Source organism: Paraburkholderia sp. OAS925, assembly GCF_040543975.1.
GTDB lineage: Bacteria > Pseudomonadota > Gammaproteobacteria > Burkholderiales > Burkholderiaceae > Paraburkholderia > Paraburkholderia graminis.
In genome coordinates this window covers 709,590-729,470 of the sequence record NZ_JBEUNO010000002.1, presented here as the reverse complement: position 1 = coordinate 729,470, position 19,881 = coordinate 709,590, and the positions used below count along the sequence as shown (strand labels likewise).

The window sequence follows — 19,881 nt, the reverse complement described above, 5'->3', positions numbered from 1 at the left end:
ACGGCTCAGGGATACGGCGTCACAGGCGGAATGCCGACGAAGACGGCTCCCGATGCGTCGTAGGTTCCTTCGCCGAGGAACGCGTGCTGCGTCACGACGATCGAATCGCGCACGAGCCGTTGCATGCGGCTCTCCCGGTAGATCGCGCCAACGCCCGCCATCTTGTACGCCTGCATCACGATGTCGGCACACGTATGCGCCGCGTGCGTCGCGGACAGGCGTAGCAGGTTCGCTTCCGCGGGCAGCACGGGGTCGCCTGCGAGCACGGTGCGCCACGATGCTTCCGCGGTGTCGAAGAAAAACGCGCGGGCGCTGCGCCACTGCGCTTCCGCTTGCGCGAGGCCGGAGCGATAGTAGGCGCGGTCCGCAAGACGCGGCGCGCCCGTGGTGGTCTTCGTCACGCCCGACATGCCTGCCAGCAGGTCGAGCGCCGCGCGCGCGAGGCCGACGTTGACGGCGGCATGCACCTGCGCCTGATAGCTGACGGCAGGGTAGCGATACAACGGTTCGTCGATCAGCGCGACGCCGCCACGAACGAAGGTCCATCGCTCGTCGACGTACTTGTCCTTCAGGCGCAAGTCGTGACTGCCGGTGCCCTGCATGCCGACCACGTTCCAGTTCTCGACGATTTCGACTTCGCTCGCGGGAAAGACCGCGGTGAACGGCTTACCCGCGTTTTTATCGTCTGCGCCGGCGGGAGCGCCGCCGATGCCGACGCCGATCCAGTCCGCGCCCTTGCAGCCGCTCGCGAAGCGCCATTGCCCGGACACGCGGTAACCGCCTTCCAGGCGCTCGGCTTTTTGCAGCGGATACAGCCCGCCGGCAAAGACCTGATCGGGTCCGGACGCATAAATTTCGGCCTGCGTTTCAACGGGCAATGACGCGAGATAGGTGTTGGCCGAGCCGAACGCGGCGACCCATGCGGTGGACCCATCGGCAATGGCGATGCGCTCGAGCACCTCGAGAAAGCGCGGCGGCGGCAGTGCGTCGCCGCCGAAACGCTTCGGCGTACTCGCGCGAAAAATGCCTGCGCGTTTCATCTTGGCGACCATATCGCGCGGCACATGCGAGAGTGCATCGAATTCATCGCGGCGGCGCTCGACCTCGTCGATCAGCGCGTCGAGCGAAAGGGGCGCGGCGTATTCGGGGTAGTCGTTCTGCGAGTCGATAATCGATTCGCTAATCGATCGGCTAATCGATCCGCTATGAAGGGCTTGCATGCGAAGTACCTCTTGGTCAATGAAGTGATGCGTCATTCGGATCGCTGATGCGCGGCGCTGCGCATCGCTTTGGGAAAGGTCTCGCGCGCGAGCAGCGTCGCAATCACGGTGACGAGGCCCAGGCCGCCGAGATAGATCGCAACCGGCACGGCGCTGCGATAGTGAGCCAGCATCGCGGTCGCGATCATCGGCGAGAGACCGCCGCCGAGTACCGACGACAACTCGCGGCCGATGCCAAGTCCCGAGAAGCGCAGATGCACCGGCAGCATTTCGCTGATGAAGGCAGGCTGTGCGCCTTCCAGAATGCCCAGCGTGAGGCTGTTCGCCAGCAGCAGTGCGGCGATGACCTTCCAGTATTCGCCCGAGCCCAACAGCGAGAAGTAAGGCCATGCGACCAGCACCATCGCGATGGCGCCCACGAGGTAGACCGGCTTGCGCCCGACCTTGTCGGTGATGTGGCCGGACAGCAGCGAGACCGGAATCATCAGCAGCATGGAGATGGTGAGACCGCCCAGAATCCAGCTCGACTTGATGCCGAGGAACTGCCCGTATGCAATAGAGAACGCGAAGAAGATGTACGACGCGCCGCCTTCGCCGAAACGCAGGCCGAACACGGTGAGCACTTCACGCGGACATTGCTTGAGGACTTCGATCACCGGCATCCGGCTTGCGTGGCGCGTCGCCTTGACTTCCGCGAAGGCGGCGCTTTCGCCGACCGAGCGGCGCATCCACAAGCCGAGTGCGACGAGTGCCGCGCTCGCGACGAACGGTATGCGCCAGCCCCAGCTCTGGAAGTCGCCGGACGGAAGATTCTGGACCAGCAGGAACGCAGCGGTCGACAGCACAAAACCAAGCGCGGCGCCGCATGGGCTCCACGCGGCGAGCGCGCCGCGCCTCGATTGCGGCGCGTTTTCGTGGATGAGCAGAATGCTGCCGCTCCATTCGCCGCCCGCCGCGAGCCCCTGCAAGATGCGCAACAGCACGAGCAGCACCGGCGCTGCGATACCGATCTGGTGATATGTGGGCAACAGTCCCATGAGCATCGTGGCCGAGCCCATCGTGAGAAGCGTGAGCATCATCACGACCTTGCGGCCGTAGCGGTCGCCGATATGGCCGCACAGTACGCCGCCTATCGGCCGTGCGATGAAGCCCACGGTAAAGCCGCCAAATGCAGCGATGGTGCCGGTCAACGGATCGGTGCCGACAGGAAAGAACAGCTTGCCGAAGACGAGCGCCGCAGCGGTGCCGTAAAGGAAAAAGTCGTACCACTCGAGGATCTGCCCAAGCACGGCAGTCGTGACGGCGCGCTGCACGTTGCTCACGCCGCGGGGCGCGGGCCTCGCGGCGAGCGTCGGCGCGCTCAGATCGGGATTCACGGCGTCAGGGTTCATAGTCATTCGGATAACGAAGGTTTTTAACCCGCTTCAAATTGCTCGAAGACGGCGCGGCGCTTTCAATCGACACGGAAACGGCATGCGTCGAACGATATAAGCCGCCATGACACCGGTCAAATTCGAGCCAAAAATGCGCGATATGAATTCGGTGCATGAGCTGTCCGTGAAAACCCTCGGCATTAATCGGCAAATCAGCGATATGGATGCGGCGCGCGATATTGATTTATTTGACCGGCGTTGCGGGCGACCTTACCTTGTGACGCAGCTATCAGTTCACTTCATTGGCCATGACTCAACCGACAATCGAACGTATCGAAACGCGCCTCGTCGACTTGCCGACGATCCGGCCGCACAAGCTGTCAGTCGGCACCATGCACGGCCAGACGCTGATGCTCGTGACGATCTATTGCAGCGATGGCAGCGTCGGTACTGGCGAAGGGACGACGATTGCCGGCATGGCGTATGGACCTGAAAGCCCGGAGTCGATGAAGCTCGCAATCGACGCATACCTGGGCCCCGCGATGATCGGCAAAGACGCCTCGCGTGTTCAGGCTTTAATGGCGCATTTGAGTAAGCTCGTCAAAGTGAATCACTTCGCCAGGAGCGCCGTCGAAACAGCGTTGCTCGATGCGCATGGACGGCGTCTTGGCGTGCCGGTCAGCGAACTGCTCGGCGGGCGTTGCCGCGATCGTCTGCCGGTTGCATGGACGCTCGCTTCGGGAAGCACCGAAAAGGACATCGCGGAAGCGGAGAAGATGCTCGAATTGCGCCGGCACAAGACCTTCAAGTTAAAGATCGGCGCAAGAGATCCCAAGGTGGATATCGAACACGTAGCGCGCATCAAGAAAGCAGTGGGGGATCGCGGCGCAGTGCGCGTCGACGTCAATATGGCGTGGAGCGAGACACAGGCGGCGTGGGCTATTCCTGCACTCGCCGATGCGGGATGCGAACTGGTCGAGCAACCGGTGAATTCCGCGGCAGCGCTCAAGCGGCTAATGCGTCGCTTCCCTGTTGCATTGATGGCCGACGAAGTACTCCAGGGTCCGCAGAGCGCTTTCGACATTGCGAAGAACGAGGGCGCCGATGTATTCGCGATCAAGATAGAACAGAGCGGCGGACTCTTCGCGGCACAGCGTGTCGCTGCTATCGCGGACGCCGCCGGTATAGAGCTTTATGGCGGCACGATGCTCGAAGGCGCGGTCGGCACGATTGCATCGGCGCATCTGTTTGCGAGCATTCCGAATCTGCAATGGGGAACCGAGCTCTTCGGTCCGTTGCTGATTACCGAGGAAATTCTCGTAAAGCCGCTCGATTACAGCGATTTCGAATTGACCGTGCCGGATGGTCCCGGCCTCGGCATCGAACTGGACAAAGACAGGATAAAGCGCTTTACCCGCGACGGCTCCGAGAAGATCACACAGTAATTCCCTGAAAGAGTGAGACACGACAATGCTCTACCACGTACGCATGGATGTCAGCATTCCGCCCGACATGCCGGCCGATAAGGCAAATGAACTGAAAGCACGCGAGAAGAGTTATTCGCAGGAATTGCAGCGTAGTGGCAAGTGGCGCCATATCTGGCGCATTGCAGGCGAGTACGCCAACTACAGCGTGTTCGACGTGGAAGGCAACGCTGAGCTTCACGACATTCTGATGGCCTTGCCGTTGTATCCGTATATGAAGATTTCCGTCACGCCGTTGTGCCGTCATCCTTCTTCCGTTCGTACCGGCGACGCGTGAGGCCGACAAAGCGCGCGATGTACTGACGCGCGCCCACGCCGCTTTCCCAATACAACATGGAGACAGAATCATGAGTGTCAAAGTATTTGCAACACAGGAAGTCCAAGACCTACTGACGGCAGCCGCGAATCTCAATAGCGATAGCGGCGATAAGCGCGCGAGACAGATCACGCATCGCCTGCTAAGCGACCTGTTCAAGGCTATTGACGATCTCGACATGACGCCGGATGAAATCTGGACTGGCGTGAACTACTTCAACAAGCTGGGACGAGACGGCGAAGCGGCCTTGCTAGCTGCCGGCCTTGGCCTCGAAAAGTACCTGGACATCCGCATGGATGGTGCCGACAGGCAGGCCAGACTCGACGGCGGCACGCCCCGTACCATCGAAGGTCCGCTGTATGTGGCCGGTGCGCCTGTGCGCGACAGCGTGTCGAAAATCGACCTCGATCCAGACAACGAAGCGGGCCCGCTAGTCATTCGCGGCACTGTCACTGGGCCCGATGGCGAACCTGTCGCGGGTGCGGTGGTCGAGTGCTGGCACGCGAATTCGAAGGGCTTCTATTCGCACTTCGATCCGACCGGGACGCAGAGCGACTTCAATTTGCGCGGTGCGGTAAAGACCGGTACGGATGGAACCTATGAGTTCCGCACCTTGATGCCGGTCGGTTATGGCTGCCCGCCGCATGGCGCAACGCAGCAACTATTGGATGCGCTCGGCCGGCACGGCAATCGTCCGGCGCATGTGCACTTCTTCGTCACGAGCAATCAACACCGCAAGCTCACTACGCAGATCAATATCGAAGGCGATCCGCTGATGTGGGACGACTTCGCCTATGCGACTCGCGAAGAACTTATTCCCCATGTGGTCGAGAAGACCGGCGGCGAGGCGTTGGGTCTCAAGACTGACGCGTACAAGGAAATCGTGTTCGATGTGCGCTTGACGCCGCGCGTAGAAGGCAAGGACAACCAGTTGGTCAATCGGCTGCGTGCATCGGCGGCGGCGTGACTCGCCGCGCAAGACATCGCGCAACGACAACAAGAACTGAACTAGCCGCCACGGCGACAGCCCGTTATTGACAGACCTTTTCCTCGGAGACTGCAGTCGGAACTTCTTTCGGCGCAGTCTTGAAGTGACCATAGGTTCTGTATGTTTTGCCTTTGACGGTCACTACTTCCACCGACTCTTTAGCAGCCGCGGATTTCCGGTCGGCTTCGACGCTGCTATTGCGCCACGAGCCGGACTTCGAAAAAGTTTCGGGCGTCACGCTTTGTCGCGGCATCGCATGATTCGATGCCGTGATCGCAGCAGTCGCCGGATTGCTGAAGCGCGGCGGATTGCCGTCCCGTGCAGTAGCGGCATTAGCCTGCTCTGACTTCGCGGTACTCGTGCCGATTCCATTCGGTGCCCAGCCGATTACGCCAGGTCCGACGACCAGCGGCGACAATTCGATCGCCACGATATGCGATTGCCGACGAGCAACGAGCAGGCATTTTTCGCCGCCTGCAGTACTTAAGGGAATGGCGCCGCTCCATTGCAGCAATGCAGGAGCCGACACGCTGGACGTTGCCGACACTCCGCCCGGCTCGCCAGCCCACACGCTCGCCGGTGGCGCCGCGGCCAGCGCATTCGCACCAGTCACCGCGGCGAGCGTCAGCATCGCGAATACCAAATGGCTCTTCATACAGTGCCTCGACTGTTCTCTCTTCGGTCCACTTTGCCATGCGCAAAGAAAGCCCTATTTGATTAGCGAAACCTTGAAGTTGTCGCTCGCGGGCGATGCCGGCTTTCCATCAGAGAGTTCGTCGTGTCCAACGTTGAGCGATGGCGCCTTGCGCGTTTCCGCTGCAGGTTGGGCCTTCACCGGCGCCGTGCGTTCGTTCGTTGCAGCCACAGGCAGACCGAGCCGGGCGCGAACAATCGGATCGCGATACTTTTCGTCCTCTGAGTATTGCGCCGCGTCGGGCGTGCGTGCAAGAGGCGCGGTCGTGCCGGGGCAGAGATGGCCCGTCGATTCGACAGCCTTGCGGTTCGCGTCGCTCTGACACAGCAATGCAAGCGCGACGTCGGTGAGGCCCATCGCGCGGAATTCGCGTGCGTCGAGTCGCCGGACGCAAGCCTGATCGACTTGGGTCGTACCGCCCGTCAGACCGAAGCCCGTCACCGAGATGCCGAAGCTGGTCGATCCCATGCAGGTGTCCGAGAGCGTCGTCGTCAGTGCGGGCGCGGCGATGCTCGGCGTCGTGCGCACGGAGTACGAACTCTGGTTGTAGTCGACCGTCGCTCGCGTGTCGTACGCGTTCGTTCCCGGACCTGCCGAAGCTTTGCTGGTCGTGTCGGCGCCTGTGCCGCTGCCCGACAAGCCTCCCGTCGACGCGGTCATCGTCGGCATCGTGACCGATACATTCACGTTGGACGAGCCGCCCGAAGCGGTGGCTCGCCCAATGCCGCCTACCGAAGTCGACGTCGAGTTCGTCGTGGCGGATGAGTTCGACGATGTGCCGATGTTGTTCAGGCTCGAGCCGCCGCCCTGGCCGATGCCGATCGAACTGGAACCCGATACGGAGCCCGACGACGAATCGGCGGTCGTATCGGCGTTAGCGGCGTGCGCGGCGCAAAGCGCAATGGCGCATGCCAGATGCAAGATAGTTTTGTTCACTTTTGTTCTCCCCAAACCCTTCTTCACTACAAACGAGGCGGCGTGCAAATGAGGCGGTGCCCATTGGGCCGCACTCGGCCCATGCACCGCCTCGAATGAGTTGCTTAGTGCCAGCCGCTGCCGAGCTTGCTCCATGCATTGGCCGCTGCGTCGGCGCCCGAGAGGCCGCCGGCTGTCGATCCGCCGAAGCCAAAGCCGCCTGCTTGCGACGTGTTGATGTGGCTCGTCGTTGCATTCGTCGTGTTACCCGTGACGCCATAGCCCGAACCGGCCGTGGCGGACGCGTGACCGTTGGCGGCGCCGGCATCGGTGGCGGTGAAGTGGCCGAAGCCGATCACCGCGGCGGTGGTCGAGCCGCCCGACGTCGAGCTCGAAGTGGAGCTTGTACCGGTAGCGAAAGCGGCGACGGAAATGAACGAGAGGACTGCTGTTGCAATAAGGTTGCGTTTCATAATTGATCTCCCATAGGACGCGCGTGGTTATCCCGCTACATCGGCGCGGATATGTAGCAGGTACTGCAAGAAAATTTTTGGATTGACGCCTGTCTCAGGCGTGCGGGCAGCGGGCGAACGTCATGGAGGCAACCCGTGGCCGTCGCGCGATGCAAGTGCACAAGTCGCGGAAGAGTTCGCTGCGAAGAAGTGGTGCTGTCGGGGAAGAAGACAGTGCCGTGTGGCGCCATGTTTAATCGGCACACACAGGTCAGCGTTCGCGCATGTCGGCGCGGCCGTGTCGGCCGCCCGCATGCGGTTTGTATTGGTGTTCATGACTGTCTCCCCGACGCATCTAATGATTGATGCTTGATGTGTTTCTGTTCTTTTGATGTCGTGCTTCTGAGTGGACTTTAGGCAAGAGGGACAGGTTCAACCGTGGGCGAACTAACACATGTGGTCATGCGACTGGGTAACGTCGCGCGCTTTGTGGGCAAGCGCTCAATATCAGCGGCGTGAGGCCAACAATCGGGCGATGCGATGGCAAGCCGGAACCTCCCCCCGCGCGACATGTCAATACAGCAATGTCGCGCATTCAATCGGGGGTGCGAAATGACTGCCACGCAACCAGGGGCGGTGCCCCTCTCCGACGAGGACGCACGGCGCCAACTGCGCCGCGCCGTTATCGCCAGCACGATCGGCACGACGATCGAATGGTATGACTTCTTTCTCTACAGCACGGTAACGGGTCTGGTATTTGCGAAGCTGTACTTTCCGCAATCGGACCCGCTCGTCGGCACACTCCAGGCGTTTCTCATCTACGCGGTCGGCTTTATCGCGAGGCCGGTGGGCGCGGCCATTTTCGGGCATTACGGCGATCGTATCGGCCGCAAAGCCACGCTTATCGTCACGCTGCTGCTGATGGGGCTGGCGACTTTCGCCGTCGCGTTTGTTCCGACGTATGCGTCCATCGGAATCTGGGGCGCGGTGATACTCACGGTGCTGCGCTTCATTCAGGGCGTGGGTGTGGGCGGCGAGTGGGGCGGGTCGGTGCTGATGTCGATGGAATGGGCGCGCACCAACGCGCACCGCGGCTTCGTCGCGTCGTGGCCGCAGTTCGGTGTGCCGGCCGGGCTGTTTATCGCGAACCTCGCGGTATTGGCAATGAGCGCCGTTTCCGGCGACGCGTTCCTGACCTGGGGCTGGCGCGTGCCGTTCTTCCTGAGCATTGTTCTGGTCGCAATCGGCCTCTACATTCGACTGAACATTCTCGAGACGCCGATCTTCGCGAAGCTCCTCGCGGAGCGCAAAATCGAAAAGACGCCGATGCTCGAAGTCATTCGCCGTCAGCCAAAAGACATTCTTCTTTCGGCGATTGCGCGCATGGCGGAACAGGCGCCGTTCTACATCTTCACGGCATTCGTTTTCACGTATGGCGTAACGACACTCGGCGCGTCTCGCGATCTGCTGTTGACGGCGGTGCTCGTGGCTTCCGTGCTCGAATTCGGCACTATTCCGCTGTTCGGCCATGTGTCCGATCTGATCGGGCGGCGTCGCATGTACATGATCGGCGCGGCCGCGGCGGGCCTGTTCGGCTTTGTTTATTTCGCCATGGTCGACACGCGCGATCCGACGTGGATTTTCGTGGCCATCGTGCTTTCGCTCGTACCGCACTCGATGATGTACGGGCCGCAAGCCGCATTGATCGCCGAGTCGTTCACGGGGCGGCTGCGCTATAGCGGCGCGTCGCTCGGCTATCAACTGGCGTCGGTGATCGCGGGCGGTCCCGCGCCGCTGATCGCGACGGCGCTGTTCGCTTACTATCACTCGGGCTACGCCATTGCCATCTATGTGTTCGTTTGCGGGCTGCTGAGCCTCATTGCTGCATCGCGTCTGGGCGACTACACGAACAAGGACATCTCGCAGGAATACGACGAGCCGCAGTCGATGAACAGCGGCGATCATGGTCATCGGCATGCGTGAACGCGCGGTGCGGCGCAGCATGCCGCGCGCCGCAACTGCTGCTATCTGACTTCGCCAGTCTCGCGTTCGGGGCGGCGCACGGCGCGCACTGTTGCGCTATTGCCGCCGCCGCAAAAGAATTGCTCGCCGCCGTCCGACTCGAGACCGGACACGCCGACGCCCGCCGGCATCTCGAGGCTTTCCAGAACTTCGCCGGTACCCGGATCGATGTGACGCAGCTCGCTCGCGTCGTCTTCCCAGGTGCCGTGCCACAGCTCGCCGTCGACCCACGTGACACCCGTCACGAAGCGATTCGATTGAATGGTGGACAGCACCGCGCCGGTCTCGGGATCGACCTGGTGAATCTTGCGCTCGCGATATTCGCCGACCCACAGCGAACCTTCCGCCCACGCAAGTCCCGAAGCGCCGTTGCCGCCAGGCACGGGGATCGACGAGAGTACGCGGCCGCTCGCCGGGTCGATCTTGTGGATGCGGCCTTCGGCGATCTGGTACAGATGCTGGCCGTCGAAGGCCGTGCCCGCGTCGGCGGCGATCTCTATGCTGCGCAGCGTGTCACCGCTCGCGGGATCGAATGCGTTCAGCGTCTTGCCGGCCGCGATCCAGACATGCTGGCCGTCATATGTGACGCCGCCGACTTGCTCGACGTCCGGAAAGGGACCGTATTCACGGATGATGGTGGCGTTTGATCGATTCATGCTGTCATCCTAATTGAGCGCGAGCGGCGCGGAGAGTAACAACGTTGTCGCGAATCCGGATGCGGGCGGCGCCATCCAGCGGCGCGCGCGTCCGCGGCCAAAAGACTGCGCCTTGCCTGCGGCCGCGAGCGAATCGAGCGTGCGCTGAACGGTGCGCTGGCTTGCGCCGAGTGCGAGCGCAAGCGCGGAACTCGACCACGACTCGCCATCGGCGAGCAGTGCGAGCATGGCCGCGTGAGTTTCTTCGACGGGACGCGCGAGCAGCACAACGCGATGCCCGTGACGCGGCATCAACGCAAAGCCGCGCCGCGTTGCACTCACTTCGGCGAGCGCGCCGAGCATCGTGCGCAAGCGGCCCATTTCTACACGCAGGCGCGCGCGATGCGAGTCGTCGGCGTGGCTCGTCCTGAAGGCGCGCGCGATCAACATGTCGCGCGGGACATCGGCGGGCCACGCTTCGGCGAGTTGATACGCGAGATCGAACAGCACGGGCCGCCGCGTCAACGAGACGATCGCGCCGGTCTTCTGCACGACGTGACGGCATGCGTCGACCACGAGCGCCTCTGACGCGAGCAACGCTTCCACTTCGTCGAGCAGTAAAAGCCGCTCTTCGCCGCTTGCGATCAGACGCGCGGCGGGCAGCTTCAGCGTATGCGAAGCGCTTTCCACTTCGGCGATCAGCGCGGGAATACGCGCTTCATAGGCGGCCTGTTTCGCGCGTGCGAATGCGACGCGAGCCGCGGCAGTTTGCAAGCGCCGCAGCGCGACGCCTGCGACGACCAGCTCATGCGCGGCCCGCAACGCAGGCGGCAAAGGTGTGGGATCGAGCGCGCCAAGCAGGCGTTCGGCGTCGTCGATATGACCGATCAGCACGAGCCGCCGCACCTCCAGATACGCTGCATGCGCGGCATTGGCGCGGTCGCCGTGGGCTTCGAGAATCGCGCGCGCGTCGCGGAGCGCTTTGGCTGGCCATGCAAGATCGCGCGAGGCGAGGGCGATCTCCGCTTCCGCCACCACGCATCGCGCACGCGCGACGGCTTGCCGGGCGCCGAACGCGCGCGCGGCACTTCGCACCAGCGCCTTCGCCCGAATCAGATCGCCGAGTTGCGCCAGGGCGATGCCGCGAAGGGCGAGCGCCGGCGCGTCGTCGCGCAAGGCGACGCGCTTCAATGCGCCGAGCGGATCACCGGCCGCGAGTGCCTGCGCCGCGGCTTGAATGAGCGGATCGGTCTTCATTGAAATCGCGCCACACTTGTCACTCCCACGCTCAGGAATCCCGGTACTAATCTAGCACGACCGCTAACCAGTACGTCGTATCGAAAGCGATCGAACGACTACGGAAACCGAACGGAGAGAGTCATGACCACGACACATAAGACCGGGACACGCGAAGAATGGCTGGCCGCGCGCCTCGATCTGCTCAACGCGGAAAAAGAATTGACGCGGCGCAGCGACGAGATCGCTCGGCAACGCCAGGAATTGCCCTGGGTTCGCGTCGACAAGACGTATCGATTCGAAAGCGAGCAGGGCAGTGCAACGCTTGCCGATCTTTTTGCGGGGCGCTCGCAGCTTCTCGTTTATCACTTCATGTTCGGGCCGGACTACAAGGCGGGCTGCCCGTCGTGCTCGTCGATTGCGGACGGCTTCGACGGCTTCGAGGTTCATCTCGCGAATCACGACGTGAGGCTGATGGCGATTTCGCGCGCCCCGCTTGCGAAGCTTCAGGAATATAAACGGCGCATGGGCTGGACGTTTCCGTGGGCGTCGTCGGCAGGCAGCGACTTCAACTTCGACTTCAATATCTCGTTCACCGAGCAGCAGCAGCGCGAGGGCACCGTCGAATATAACTATCAGCGCGGGCGTCACGCAATGGACGCCGTGCCGGCGCCCGAACCCGTCGCTCAGTTCGCGGAGACTTGCGGAACCGACCCGTCGACGTATGCGCGCGACCGGCCAGGACTCAGCGCGTTCGTGCTCGAAGACGGCCACGTGTACCACACGTACTCGACTTATGCGCGCGGACTCGACGGACTGTGGGGCATGTACCAATGGCTCGACCGCGCGCCGAAAGGGCGCAACGAGACGGGCATCTGGTGGCGCCGTCACGACGAATACGAGAAGCGCTGAGGCGCGTGATGGACCTCGTTAGCGTCGGCGAAAGCGGCGCGCGATGCTCTGCGCGCGCTGTTTTCTACAGCGTCTGCGGCTTGCTGTTCGCGATCAGTGCGGGCGCGACCATCGCGGCTTGCCTGTCGATGTCGGCGATGGGCGAGTTGCCGATGCGCGGCGGCTGGAGCTTGTCGATGATGTGGATGCCCATGTGCGGAAAGACGTGGCTGCGCGTCGCGGCATCGTTCGTCGGCATGTGGATCGCGATGATGACCGCGATGATGCTGCCTTCCGTCGCGCCTGTGTTGTGGCGTTATCGCGAAGCGCTCTGTAGTGTGACGCACGCGCGGGCAGCGATGCTCACATGGTTGACCTGGCTCGCAGGCATCGGCTATTTCGCCGTATGGGCTGCATTGGGCGCGGTGGTGTTCGCGCTCGGCGCGGCCTTCGCCGCACTTCAAATGCGAGTGCCGGCGCTTTCGCATGCTGTGCCCGTTATAGCCGGTGTAATGGTGCTGCTCGCAGGCGCGTTGCAATCCTCCGCATGGAAGGCGCATTATCTCGACTGCTGCCAACAGCCACAGGAATGCGGCCACGCTGCATTGCCGCTGCGTTCCGATGCCGCGTTACGATACGGCCTGCGTCTCGGGCTTCATTGCTGCTATTGCTGCGCGAGCTTCACCGCGGTGCTCGTCGCGATCGGCGTGATGGATCTTCTTGCGATGGCCGCGCTTACTGTGGCGATCACGCTCGAGCGTCTCGCGCCGCGTGGTCCGCTTGTCGCGCGAGGTATTGGGTATTCAATCGTCGGCATGGGTTTGCTGATGATCGCGCGAGCCGCTTCGCTCATGTAAAAGCATTCGTTGCAACGCTCAATAAAACAGAAACGAACTGATGACCCGATATATCGCTCTGCTGCGCGCCGTGAATGTCGGCGGCACCGGCAAACTGCCAATGGCTGAATTGCGAAGCATGTGCGAGTCCGTTGGCTTCACGAATGTCCGCACGTATATTGCGAGCGGCAATGTCGTGTTCGACAGCAAGCTTGCCGAAGCGTCGGTGAAGAGCCGGCTCGAGCGTTGTCTCGAAGCGTATGCGGGCAAGCCGGTCGGCGTCGCGGTGCGCACGAGCGCGGAACTTGCGCAAATACTCGCGGCGAATCCGTTCAAGTCGGCCCCAGCGAATCGTACGGTCGCGATCTTTCTCGACGCACCGCCGCCCGCCGATGCACTCGCTCACGCAAGCGGCCAGCGCGACGAAGAAATGGCGCTCGGCACGCGCGAGATTTACGTGCACTACAACAACGGAATGGCCGACACGAAGCTCAAAATTCCCGCAGCCAAAACGGGAACCGCGCGCAACATGAACACGGTTGCAAAGCTAGTCGAGATGGCGAACGAGTAGCTTAAAGTCTTCAATCGGCGCTAATAAGAAAGGAAAGGGCGGCACAATCAATCGTGCCGCCCTTTCACAAACTGACTGCGGATTGCCGATCGCAACGTTAGCCGCTTACCGCACCTTGCCCGCCTTCCACGCCGACAGCAACTGATCGTACTTGACCGTCTCGCCCTTCGGCTTTTCGTTGGCGAGCTTCTTCCACGGCGCGTGCTGATCGGACAACCACTTCGACGGATCGCTTGCCGCATTCATCTCCGGCGCGCATGCCTTCATGCCGGCTCTCTGCAAGCGCGACAACACCTGGTCCATCTCCTTGGCGAGGTTATCCATTGCGGCCTGTGGCGTCTTTTCTCCAGCGACTGCGGTGCCCACGTTCTTCCACCAGAGCTGCGCCATCTTCGGATAGTCCGGCACATTGTTGCCGGTCGGCGTCCACGCGACGCGTGCCGGGCTACGATAGAACTCGATCAGACCGCCGTACTTGTCCGCGTTCTTCGTGAAGTAGTCGCTATGAATATCGGAGTCGCGAATGAACGTGAGACCGACAATCGACTTCTTCAGCGACACGCTCTTCGACGTCACGAACTGCGCATACAGCCATGCGGCGGCGCGCTGATTGGCCGGCGTCGACTTGAAGAAGGTCCACGAGCCGACGTCCTGATAGCCGTTCTGCATGCCGTCCTTCCAGTACGCGCCGTGCGGCGACGGCGCCATGCGCCACTTCGGCGTGCCGTCCGGGTTCGTCACGTTGCCGGGTTTCAACATCGACGCGGTGAACGCGGTGTACCAGAACACCTGCTGCGCGATCTTCCCTTGCGCGGGGCACGGGGCCGGCCTCGCTGAAGGTCATGCCGGACGCTTCGGGCGGCGCGTATTTCTTGAGCCAGTCGATGTATTTGGTCGTCGCATAGACGGCCGCCGGGCTGTTGGTGCCGCCGCCGCGCGACACCGATGCGCCAACCGGATGGCAACCGTCCGGCGTCACGCGAATGCCCCATTCGTCGACGGGCATGCCGTTCGGAATGCCCTTATCGGCTTCGCCCGCCATTGAAAGCCATGCGTCGGTAAAGCGCCATCCGAGCGACGGGTCTTTCTTGCCGTAGTCCATATGGCCGTAGACTTTTTCGCCGTCGATGTTCTTCACGTCATTCGTAAAGAACTCGGCGATGTCTTCATACGCGGACCAGTTCACCGGCACGCCCAGCTCATAGCCGTACTTCGCCTTGAACTTGTCCTGCAGGTCCTTGCGGGCGAACCAGTCCGCGCGGAACCAGTAAAGATTGGCGAACTGCTGATCGGGCAGTTGATAGAGCTTCTTGTCCGGCGCGGTCGTAAAGCTGGTGCCGATAAAGTCTTTGATATCGAGCCCAGGATTCGTGTATTGCTTGCCTTCACCCTCCATGTAATCGGACAGCGGGATGATGACGCCATAGCGATAGTGCGTGCCGATCAGATCGGAGTCCGAGATCCACCCATCGTAAATGCTTTGCCCGGATTGCATCGACGTCTGCAATTTTTCGACGACATCGCCTTCCTGAATGATGTCGTGCTTCACCTGAATGCCGGTGATTTCAGTGAAGGCCTTCGCGAGCGTTTTGGATTCGTAGATATGCGTGTCGATCGTTTCCGACACGACGTGAATTTCCTTGACGCCTTGCGACTTCAGTTTGTTCGCGGTGTCGACGAACCATTTCATTTCGTCCATCTGCTGCTGTTTCGAGAGCGTGCTAGGTTGAAACTCGCTATCGACCCACTTCTGCGCTTCAGGTATGCCCGCCATAGCCTGGTTCCCAAAGGCACCCGACACGATGCTTGCCACTGCGAGCGCGACGATCCGTCTCCTCTGTTGCATGGTCTTCTCCTGTGTCCTTCGTGCCCCTTCGATCTTTCCGGCGCCCGCTTGGGGCATCAGCGGAACCGGCAATTGCGAGTGCTCATTGCGTGCGTTTCGTTTCTATTCAACCTTTCCACATGATCGCGAGCAGAACCAGTAGCGAAGCCAGCGAGCCCGGCCACGAAGTCGAGCCTTCGGCGCTAATGCCGATCCACGCGAGATTCACATACGCGGCCGCGAGCAGGCCGATAAAAAGGCGATCGCCGCGCGTGGTCGCGATAGGCAGAAAGCCCTTGCGTTCATGCGTCGGCGAGCGCAGTTCCCACACGGTCATGCCGGCCAGCATCACGACGATGCAGACGAAGAAGATCGCCACCTCGGGCGTCCAGTACATCCACGTGAACATCAGACTCTCCCCATCGCAAAGCCCTTCGCGATGTAGTTGCGCACGAAGTAGATCACCAGCGCGCCAGGCACGATGGTCAGCACGCCCGCCGCCGACAGCACGCCCCAATCCATGCCGGCCGCCGATACGGTGCGCGTCATCACGGCCGCAATCGGCTTCGCGTTGACGGACGTCAGCGTGCGCGCGAGCAGCAGTTCGACCCAACTGAACATGAAGCAGAAAAACGCCGTAACGCCGACGCCCGATTTGATCAGCGGCAGAAAGATCTTCACGAAGAAAGCAGGGAACGTATAGCCGTCGATGTACGCGGTCTCGTCGATTTCCCGCGACACGCCCGACATGAAGCCTTCGAGAATCCACACGGCGAGCGGCACGTTGAACAGCATGTGCGCGAGCGCGACGGCGATGTAGGTGTCGGTTAGACCGACACTCGAATAGAGCTGGAAAAACGGTAGTAAAAACACGGCGGGCGGCGTCATCCGGTTGGTGAGCAGCCAGAAGAACATGTGCTTGTCGCCGAGAAAGCGGTAACGCGAGAACGCGTAAGCGGCGGGCAGCGCGACGAGCACGGACATCACCGTATTCATCAGCACGTAGATGATCGAATTAATGTAGCCCCAGTACCAGGAGGGATCGGTGAAGATGATCTTGTAGTTGTCGAACGTGATGTGCTGCGGCAGCGTGGCGAACGTCGACATGGTTTCTTCGTTCGTGCGCAGCGAGATCGACAACATCCAGTAAAGCGGAATCAGTGCGAACAGCATATAGACGACGAGCACCAACGTGCGCATCCAGCGGCGCTTATCCTGCATGTTCGTCTCCTTCCGCAGCGGGGCCGCCTTTGCCTACGCGGCTCATCCAGTTATAGAGAATGAAGCACAGCAGCAGAATGATGAGGAAATAGATCAGCGAGAAAGCCGCGGCGGGGCCGAGGTCGAACTGGCCGACCGCTTTTTGCGTCAGGTACTGGCTGAGAAAAGTTGTCGAGTCGCCGGGGCCGCCGCCCGTCAGCACGAACGGTTCGGTGTAGATCATGAAGCTGTCCATGAACCGCAGCAGCACGGCGATCATCAGCACGCCGCGCATTTTCGGCAGTTCGATGTAGCGGAAAACCGCGAAGCGGCTCGCGCCGTCAATTTCGGCGGCCTGATAGAACGCATCGGGAATGGCGCGCAAGCCCGCGTAGCAGAGCAGCGCGACGAGCGGCGTCCAGTGCCAGATGTCCATCACCAGCACGGTGATCCATGCGGCCGTGGGGCTTGCCGTGTAGTTGTAATCGAAGCCGAGGCTATTGAGCCAGTAACCGAGCAGGCCAATATCCGGGCGCCCGAAAATCTGCCAGATTGTGCCGACCACGTTCCATGGAATCAGCAACGGCATGGCGAGCACGACGAGCGCCGCCGATGCGCGCCATCCGGAAGCGGGCATCGAAAGCGCGAGGCCCACGCCCAACGGAATCTCGAACAGCAACACGCAAGCGGAAAAGATGATCTGTCTGCCGAGCGCGTCGCGCAAATCGGGATCGGTCATGATGTTGCGAAACCATTCGGTGCCGACGAACACATGCTGCGTCGGACTAATGATGTCCTGCACCGAATAGTTGACGACCGTCATCAGCGGCAAGATCGCGGAAAAGGCCACGCAGATGAACACGGGTATTACGAGCAGCCACGCTTTCTGATTGACGGGCTTGTTCATTGCGCGGCTCCTTCTGCGTTACGTGCATCGATTCTTTCGTCATTGCAGAAGAACACCGTTTCTGGCGCGGCCACGCGCAGCCAGGCGGGCCCGTTCACCACGCGCACATGCGGCTCGAGTTTCGCGTTGAAGAGATGGCCGTCGCATTGCGCGGTCACGAGTTGATAGTTGCCGAGTTGCTGCGCGCGCAGCACCTCGACTTTGACGGCGCCGGCTTCGCCGTCGTGGGCGAGCCGCACGAACTCGGGGCGAATGCCCAATGTAAGCGGGCTCTTTGCCTGCTGATGCGCGTCGCCCAGCGCCGCGAGCGTGGCGGCGCCGAGCGTGAGACGCTGTGAGCCGATTCGCGCGCCCTCGGTGTCGAGTTCGATCGGGCAAAGATTCATACCCGGACTGCCGATGAAGTAGCCGACAAACGCATGATCCGGCCGCAGAAAGAGCGCATCGGCGCCGCCTTTCTGTACGACGCGGCCGTTGGTCATGACGACGACTTCATCGGCGAAAGTGAGCGCCTCGACCTGATCGTGCGTGACGTAGATCAGCGTGAGCTTCAGTTGCTGATGGATCTTTTTCAACTGCCGGCGCAGCATCCATTTCATCGCCGGATCGATCACGGTCAGCGGTTCGTCGAACAGAATCGCCGCGACGTCCTGGCGAACGAGGCCGCGTCCAAGCGATATTTTCTGCTTTGCGTCGGCCGCGAGATTGCTGGCCTTGTGCGGCAGATCGCGCGTCATGTCGAGAATTTCCGCGACTTCGTGCACGCGCTTTTTTACTTCGGCGGCCGGCATCCTGCGATTGCGCAGCGGAAACGCGAGGTTGTCGAACACGGTCATCGTGTCGTAGATCACCGGGAACTGGAACACCTGCGCGATGTTGCGCTCGCGTGCGCCGAGCGCGGTCACGTCGCGTCCGTCGAACAGCACCTTGCCCTCGGACGGTTTGACGAGGCCCGACACGATATTGAGCAGCGTGGTCTTGCCGCAGCCCGACGGCCCGAGCAGCGCATAAGCGCCGCCGTCTTCCCACACCATGCTCATGGGCTGCAGCGCGTAGTCGTCGAGTGTCGCGGGGTTCGGACGATACGCGTGCGCGAGATTCTGGAACTCAATGCGCGCCATGAGCGGCCTCCGGGCTCGATACCAGTTTCGTATCCGCGCCGAACACGAACAGTTCGTCAGGGTCGATGAAAACGTTGAGTTCGGTGCCGAGCTCGATCTGATGCACGCCCTGCAACTGCGCGACGAGGTCGATGCCGCCCGTGAGCGTGCGCAAATGCAGATAGGTTTCCGAGCCGCTCAACTCGGCCAGTTCGAGCCGGCAGGGAACGGCGACTGCATGCGGCGCTTTCGCGTGAAGACGCAAGTGCCCTGGCCGTATGCCGATGCGGCATGCGCCGTTCGCAGCGGTGCCCTGTCGAAGCGGCACGTCGACGCCGATCGGCAGACGCGCGCTGCCGTTGCCGTTAAGTTCGCTCGTCAGCATGTTCATCGGCGGATCGTTGAAGACGGCTGCTGCATCGACGTTGACGGGCGCGTTGTAGACGTCGAGCGTCGGACCGAATTGCAGCACGCGACCTTTGTCGATGATCGCGGTATAGCCGCCGAGCAGCAGCGCTTCGAGCGGCTCGGTGGTGGCATAGACCACGGTCGTCTTGCCGTCCGCGAAAAGCGTGGTCAACTCCATGCGCAATTCCTCGCGCAGCTTGTAGTCGAGATTCACGAGAGGTTCGTCGAGCAGCACGAGCGACGTGCGCTTCACGAGCGCACGCGCGAGTGCGCAGCGCTGCTGTTGACCACCCGACAGTTCGCTCGGCCGCCGCTCGAGCAGATGCTCGATATGCAGTTTCCCCGCGACCTCGAGCACGCGCCGGCGAATTTCCGCCGAATCGGTCTTCTGCAACTGGAGCGGCGACGCGATGTTCTGGAACACGGTCATCGCCGGATAATTGATGAACTGCTGATAGACCATCGCCAGATTGCGCTGGCGCACGCTGACGCCTGTCACGTCCTGGCCGTCCACCAGCACGCGGCCCGCGTTCGGCCTGTCCAGTCCCGCCATCACGCGCATCAGCGTGGTCTTTCCCGCCTGGGTCGGACCGAGCAGCACATTGATAGCGCCTGGGACAAGACGCAAATCCACGCCGTACAGATACGGTTGCCCGCCAGAAACGACACTGACTTGCTCCAGTTCCAGGACCAAATTGTTCTCCTTTCAGGCGCGCGCGATGCGACCGTCAAACCGCAGCTTGACGATGGCATCGATTGGGTTGCACTTTTATTACACGCAGCAGACAGAATTTCCCTTTTGTTGGTT

19 protein-coding genes and 1 pseudogene are annotated in these 19,881 nt (G+C 61.7%); 7 read left to right on the top strand and 13 right to left on the bottom strand.

Features of this window, described 5'->3' with window-relative positions; translation table 11 throughout:
• Nucleotides 1-5 precede the first annotated feature (5 nt).
• Entirely contained in the window at nt 6-1,220 is a 1,215-nt protein-coding gene (locus ABIE53_RS22070; protein ID WP_192699586.1) for an acyl-CoA dehydrogenase family protein, read from the bottom strand.
• A 32-nt stretch (nt 1,221-1,252) separates the two neighbouring features.
• The gene (locus ABIE53_RS22065) at nt 1,253-2,611 is read right to left on the bottom strand and encodes an MFS transporter (RefSeq protein ID WP_258196072.1); all 1,359 of its coding nucleotides are present in this window, start codon (nt 2,609-2,611) and stop codon (nt 1,253-1,255) included.
• 290 nt (nt 2,612-2,901) lie between these two features.
• On the opposite strand from ABIE53_RS22065, the gene ABIE53_RS22060 reads away from it, so the two are divergent.
• The 3 genes from ABIE53_RS22060 to catA all read left to right on the top strand — a co-directional run bounded on the left by ABIE53_RS22060 (nt 2,902) and on the right by catA (nt 5,360).
• On the top strand, nt 2,902-4,038 hold the full coding sequence (locus ABIE53_RS22060) for a muconate/chloromuconate family cycloisomerase (RefSeq protein ID WP_192699587.1): 1,137 nt from the start codon (nt 2,902-2,904) through the stop codon (nt 4,036-4,038).
• Between the two features lie 25 nt (nt 4,039-4,063).
• Complete coding sequence (gene catC / locus ABIE53_RS22055; protein WP_006047295.1) at nt 4,064-4,354, top strand: muconolactone Delta-isomerase; 291 nt, start codon at nt 4,064-4,066, stop codon at nt 4,352-4,354.
• Between the two features lie 70 nt (nt 4,355-4,424).
• Nucleotides 4,425-5,360, top strand: coding sequence for a catechol 1,2-dioxygenase (gene catA, locus ABIE53_RS22050; protein WP_192699588.1), 936 nt, complete (start codon nt 4,425-4,427; stop codon nt 5,358-5,360).
• Nucleotides 5,361-5,424: 64 nt separating this feature from the next.
• Here catA and ABIE53_RS22045 read toward each other — a convergent pair whose 3' ends face one another.
• The 3 genes from ABIE53_RS22045 to ABIE53_RS22035 form a co-directional block, all read right to left on the bottom strand.
• Nucleotides 5,425-6,036 carry a hypothetical protein gene (locus tag ABIE53_RS22045; RefSeq protein ID WP_192699589.1) on the bottom strand — a complete coding sequence of 204 codons (612 nt, stop codon included), beginning with the start codon at nt 6,034-6,036 and terminating at the stop codon, nt 5,425-5,427.
• 54 nt (nt 6,037-6,090) lie between these two features.
• Entirely contained in the window at nt 6,091-7,011 is a 921-nt protein-coding gene (locus tag ABIE53_RS22040) for a hypothetical protein (protein WP_107707033.1), read from the bottom strand.
• A 104-nt stretch (nt 7,012-7,115) separates the two neighbouring features.
• Nucleotides 7,116-7,463, bottom strand: a complete 348-nt coding sequence (locus ABIE53_RS22035) for a hypothetical protein (RefSeq protein WP_192699590.1) — start codon at nt 7,461-7,463, stop codon at nt 7,116-7,118.
• A 591-nt stretch (nt 7,464-8,054) separates the two neighbouring features.
• Here ABIE53_RS22035 and ABIE53_RS22030 point away from each other — a divergent pair.
• Complete coding sequence (locus ABIE53_RS22030; RefSeq protein ID WP_192699591.1) at nt 8,055-9,425, top strand: MFS transporter; 1,371 nt, start codon at nt 8,055-8,057, stop codon at nt 9,423-9,425.
• Nucleotides 9,426-9,466: 41 nt separating this feature from the next.
• Here the strand turns inward: ABIE53_RS22030 and ABIE53_RS22025 are convergent, their stop codons facing one another.
• Together ABIE53_RS22025 and ABIE53_RS22020 are read right to left on the bottom strand one after the other, a co-directional pair.
• Nucleotides 9,467-10,120, bottom strand: a complete 654-nt coding sequence (locus tag ABIE53_RS22025) for a Vgb family protein (RefSeq protein ID WP_192699592.1) — start codon at nt 10,118-10,120, stop codon at nt 9,467-9,469.
• Between the two features lie 9 nt (nt 10,121-10,129).
• A complete protein-coding gene (locus ABIE53_RS22020; RefSeq protein WP_192699593.1) occupies nt 10,130-11,356 on the bottom strand; it encodes a helix-turn-helix domain-containing protein in 1,227 nt (408 codons plus the stop codon).
• 123 nt (nt 11,357-11,479) lie between these two features.
• On the opposite strand from ABIE53_RS22020, the gene ABIE53_RS22015 reads away from it, so the two are divergent.
• Genes ABIE53_RS22015 through ABIE53_RS22005 form a run of 3 tightly spaced genes read left to right on the top strand, consistent with a single transcriptional unit; the run spans nt 11,480 to nt 13,633 of the window.
• Complete coding sequence (locus tag ABIE53_RS22015; protein WP_192699594.1) at nt 11,480-12,247, top strand: DUF899 domain-containing protein; 768 nt, start codon at nt 11,480-11,482, stop codon at nt 12,245-12,247.
• Between the two features lie 8 nt (nt 12,248-12,255).
• Entirely contained in the window at nt 12,256-13,083 is an 828-nt protein-coding gene (locus tag ABIE53_RS22010) for a DUF2182 domain-containing protein (protein ID WP_192699595.1), read from the top strand.
• 40 nt (nt 13,084-13,123) lie between these two features.
• On the top strand, nt 13,124-13,633 hold the full coding sequence (locus ABIE53_RS22005; protein ID WP_114157796.1) for a DUF1697 domain-containing protein: 510 nt from the start codon (nt 13,124-13,126) through the stop codon (nt 13,631-13,633).
• 105 nt (nt 13,634-13,738) lie between these two features.
• On the opposite strand, the pseudogene ABIE53_RS22000 reads toward ABIE53_RS22005, so the two are convergent.
• The 6 genes and pseudogenes from ABIE53_RS22000 to ABIE53_RS21975 all read right to left on the bottom strand — a co-directional run bounded on the left by ABIE53_RS22000 (nt 13,739) and on the right by ABIE53_RS21975 (nt 19,767).
• Nucleotides 13,739-15,479, bottom strand: a pseudogene (locus ABIE53_RS22000) (ABC transporter substrate-binding protein).
• A gap of 106 nt (nt 15,480-15,585) precedes the next feature.
• The gene (locus tag ABIE53_RS21995; RefSeq protein ID WP_006047285.1) at nt 15,586-15,867 is read right to left on the bottom strand and encodes a DUF2160 domain-containing protein; all 282 of its coding nucleotides are present in this window, start codon (nt 15,865-15,867) and stop codon (nt 15,586-15,588) included.
• On the bottom strand, nt 15,867-16,679 hold the full coding sequence (locus ABIE53_RS21990) for a carbohydrate ABC transporter permease (protein WP_006047284.1): 813 nt from the start codon (nt 16,677-16,679) through the stop codon (nt 15,867-15,869). Before ABIE53_RS21990 ends, ABIE53_RS21995 begins: the two co-directional genes overlap by 1 nt.
• Complete coding sequence (locus tag ABIE53_RS21985) at nt 16,669-17,565, bottom strand: carbohydrate ABC transporter permease (protein ID WP_029967086.1); 897 nt, start codon at nt 17,563-17,565, stop codon at nt 16,669-16,671. The genes ABIE53_RS21990 and ABIE53_RS21985 overlap by 11 nt, the downstream gene beginning before the upstream one ends.
• The gene (locus tag ABIE53_RS21980; protein WP_192699596.1) at nt 17,562-18,686 is read right to left on the bottom strand and encodes an ABC transporter ATP-binding protein; all 1,125 of its coding nucleotides are present in this window, start codon (nt 18,684-18,686) and stop codon (nt 17,562-17,564) included. Before ABIE53_RS21980 ends, ABIE53_RS21985 begins: the two co-directional genes overlap by 4 nt.
• Entirely contained in the window at nt 18,673-19,767 is a 1,095-nt protein-coding gene (locus ABIE53_RS21975; RefSeq protein WP_192699597.1) for an ABC transporter ATP-binding protein, read from the bottom strand. The genes ABIE53_RS21980 and ABIE53_RS21975 overlap by 14 nt, the downstream gene beginning before the upstream one ends.
• Nucleotides 19,768-19,881: the final 114 nt, after the last annotated feature.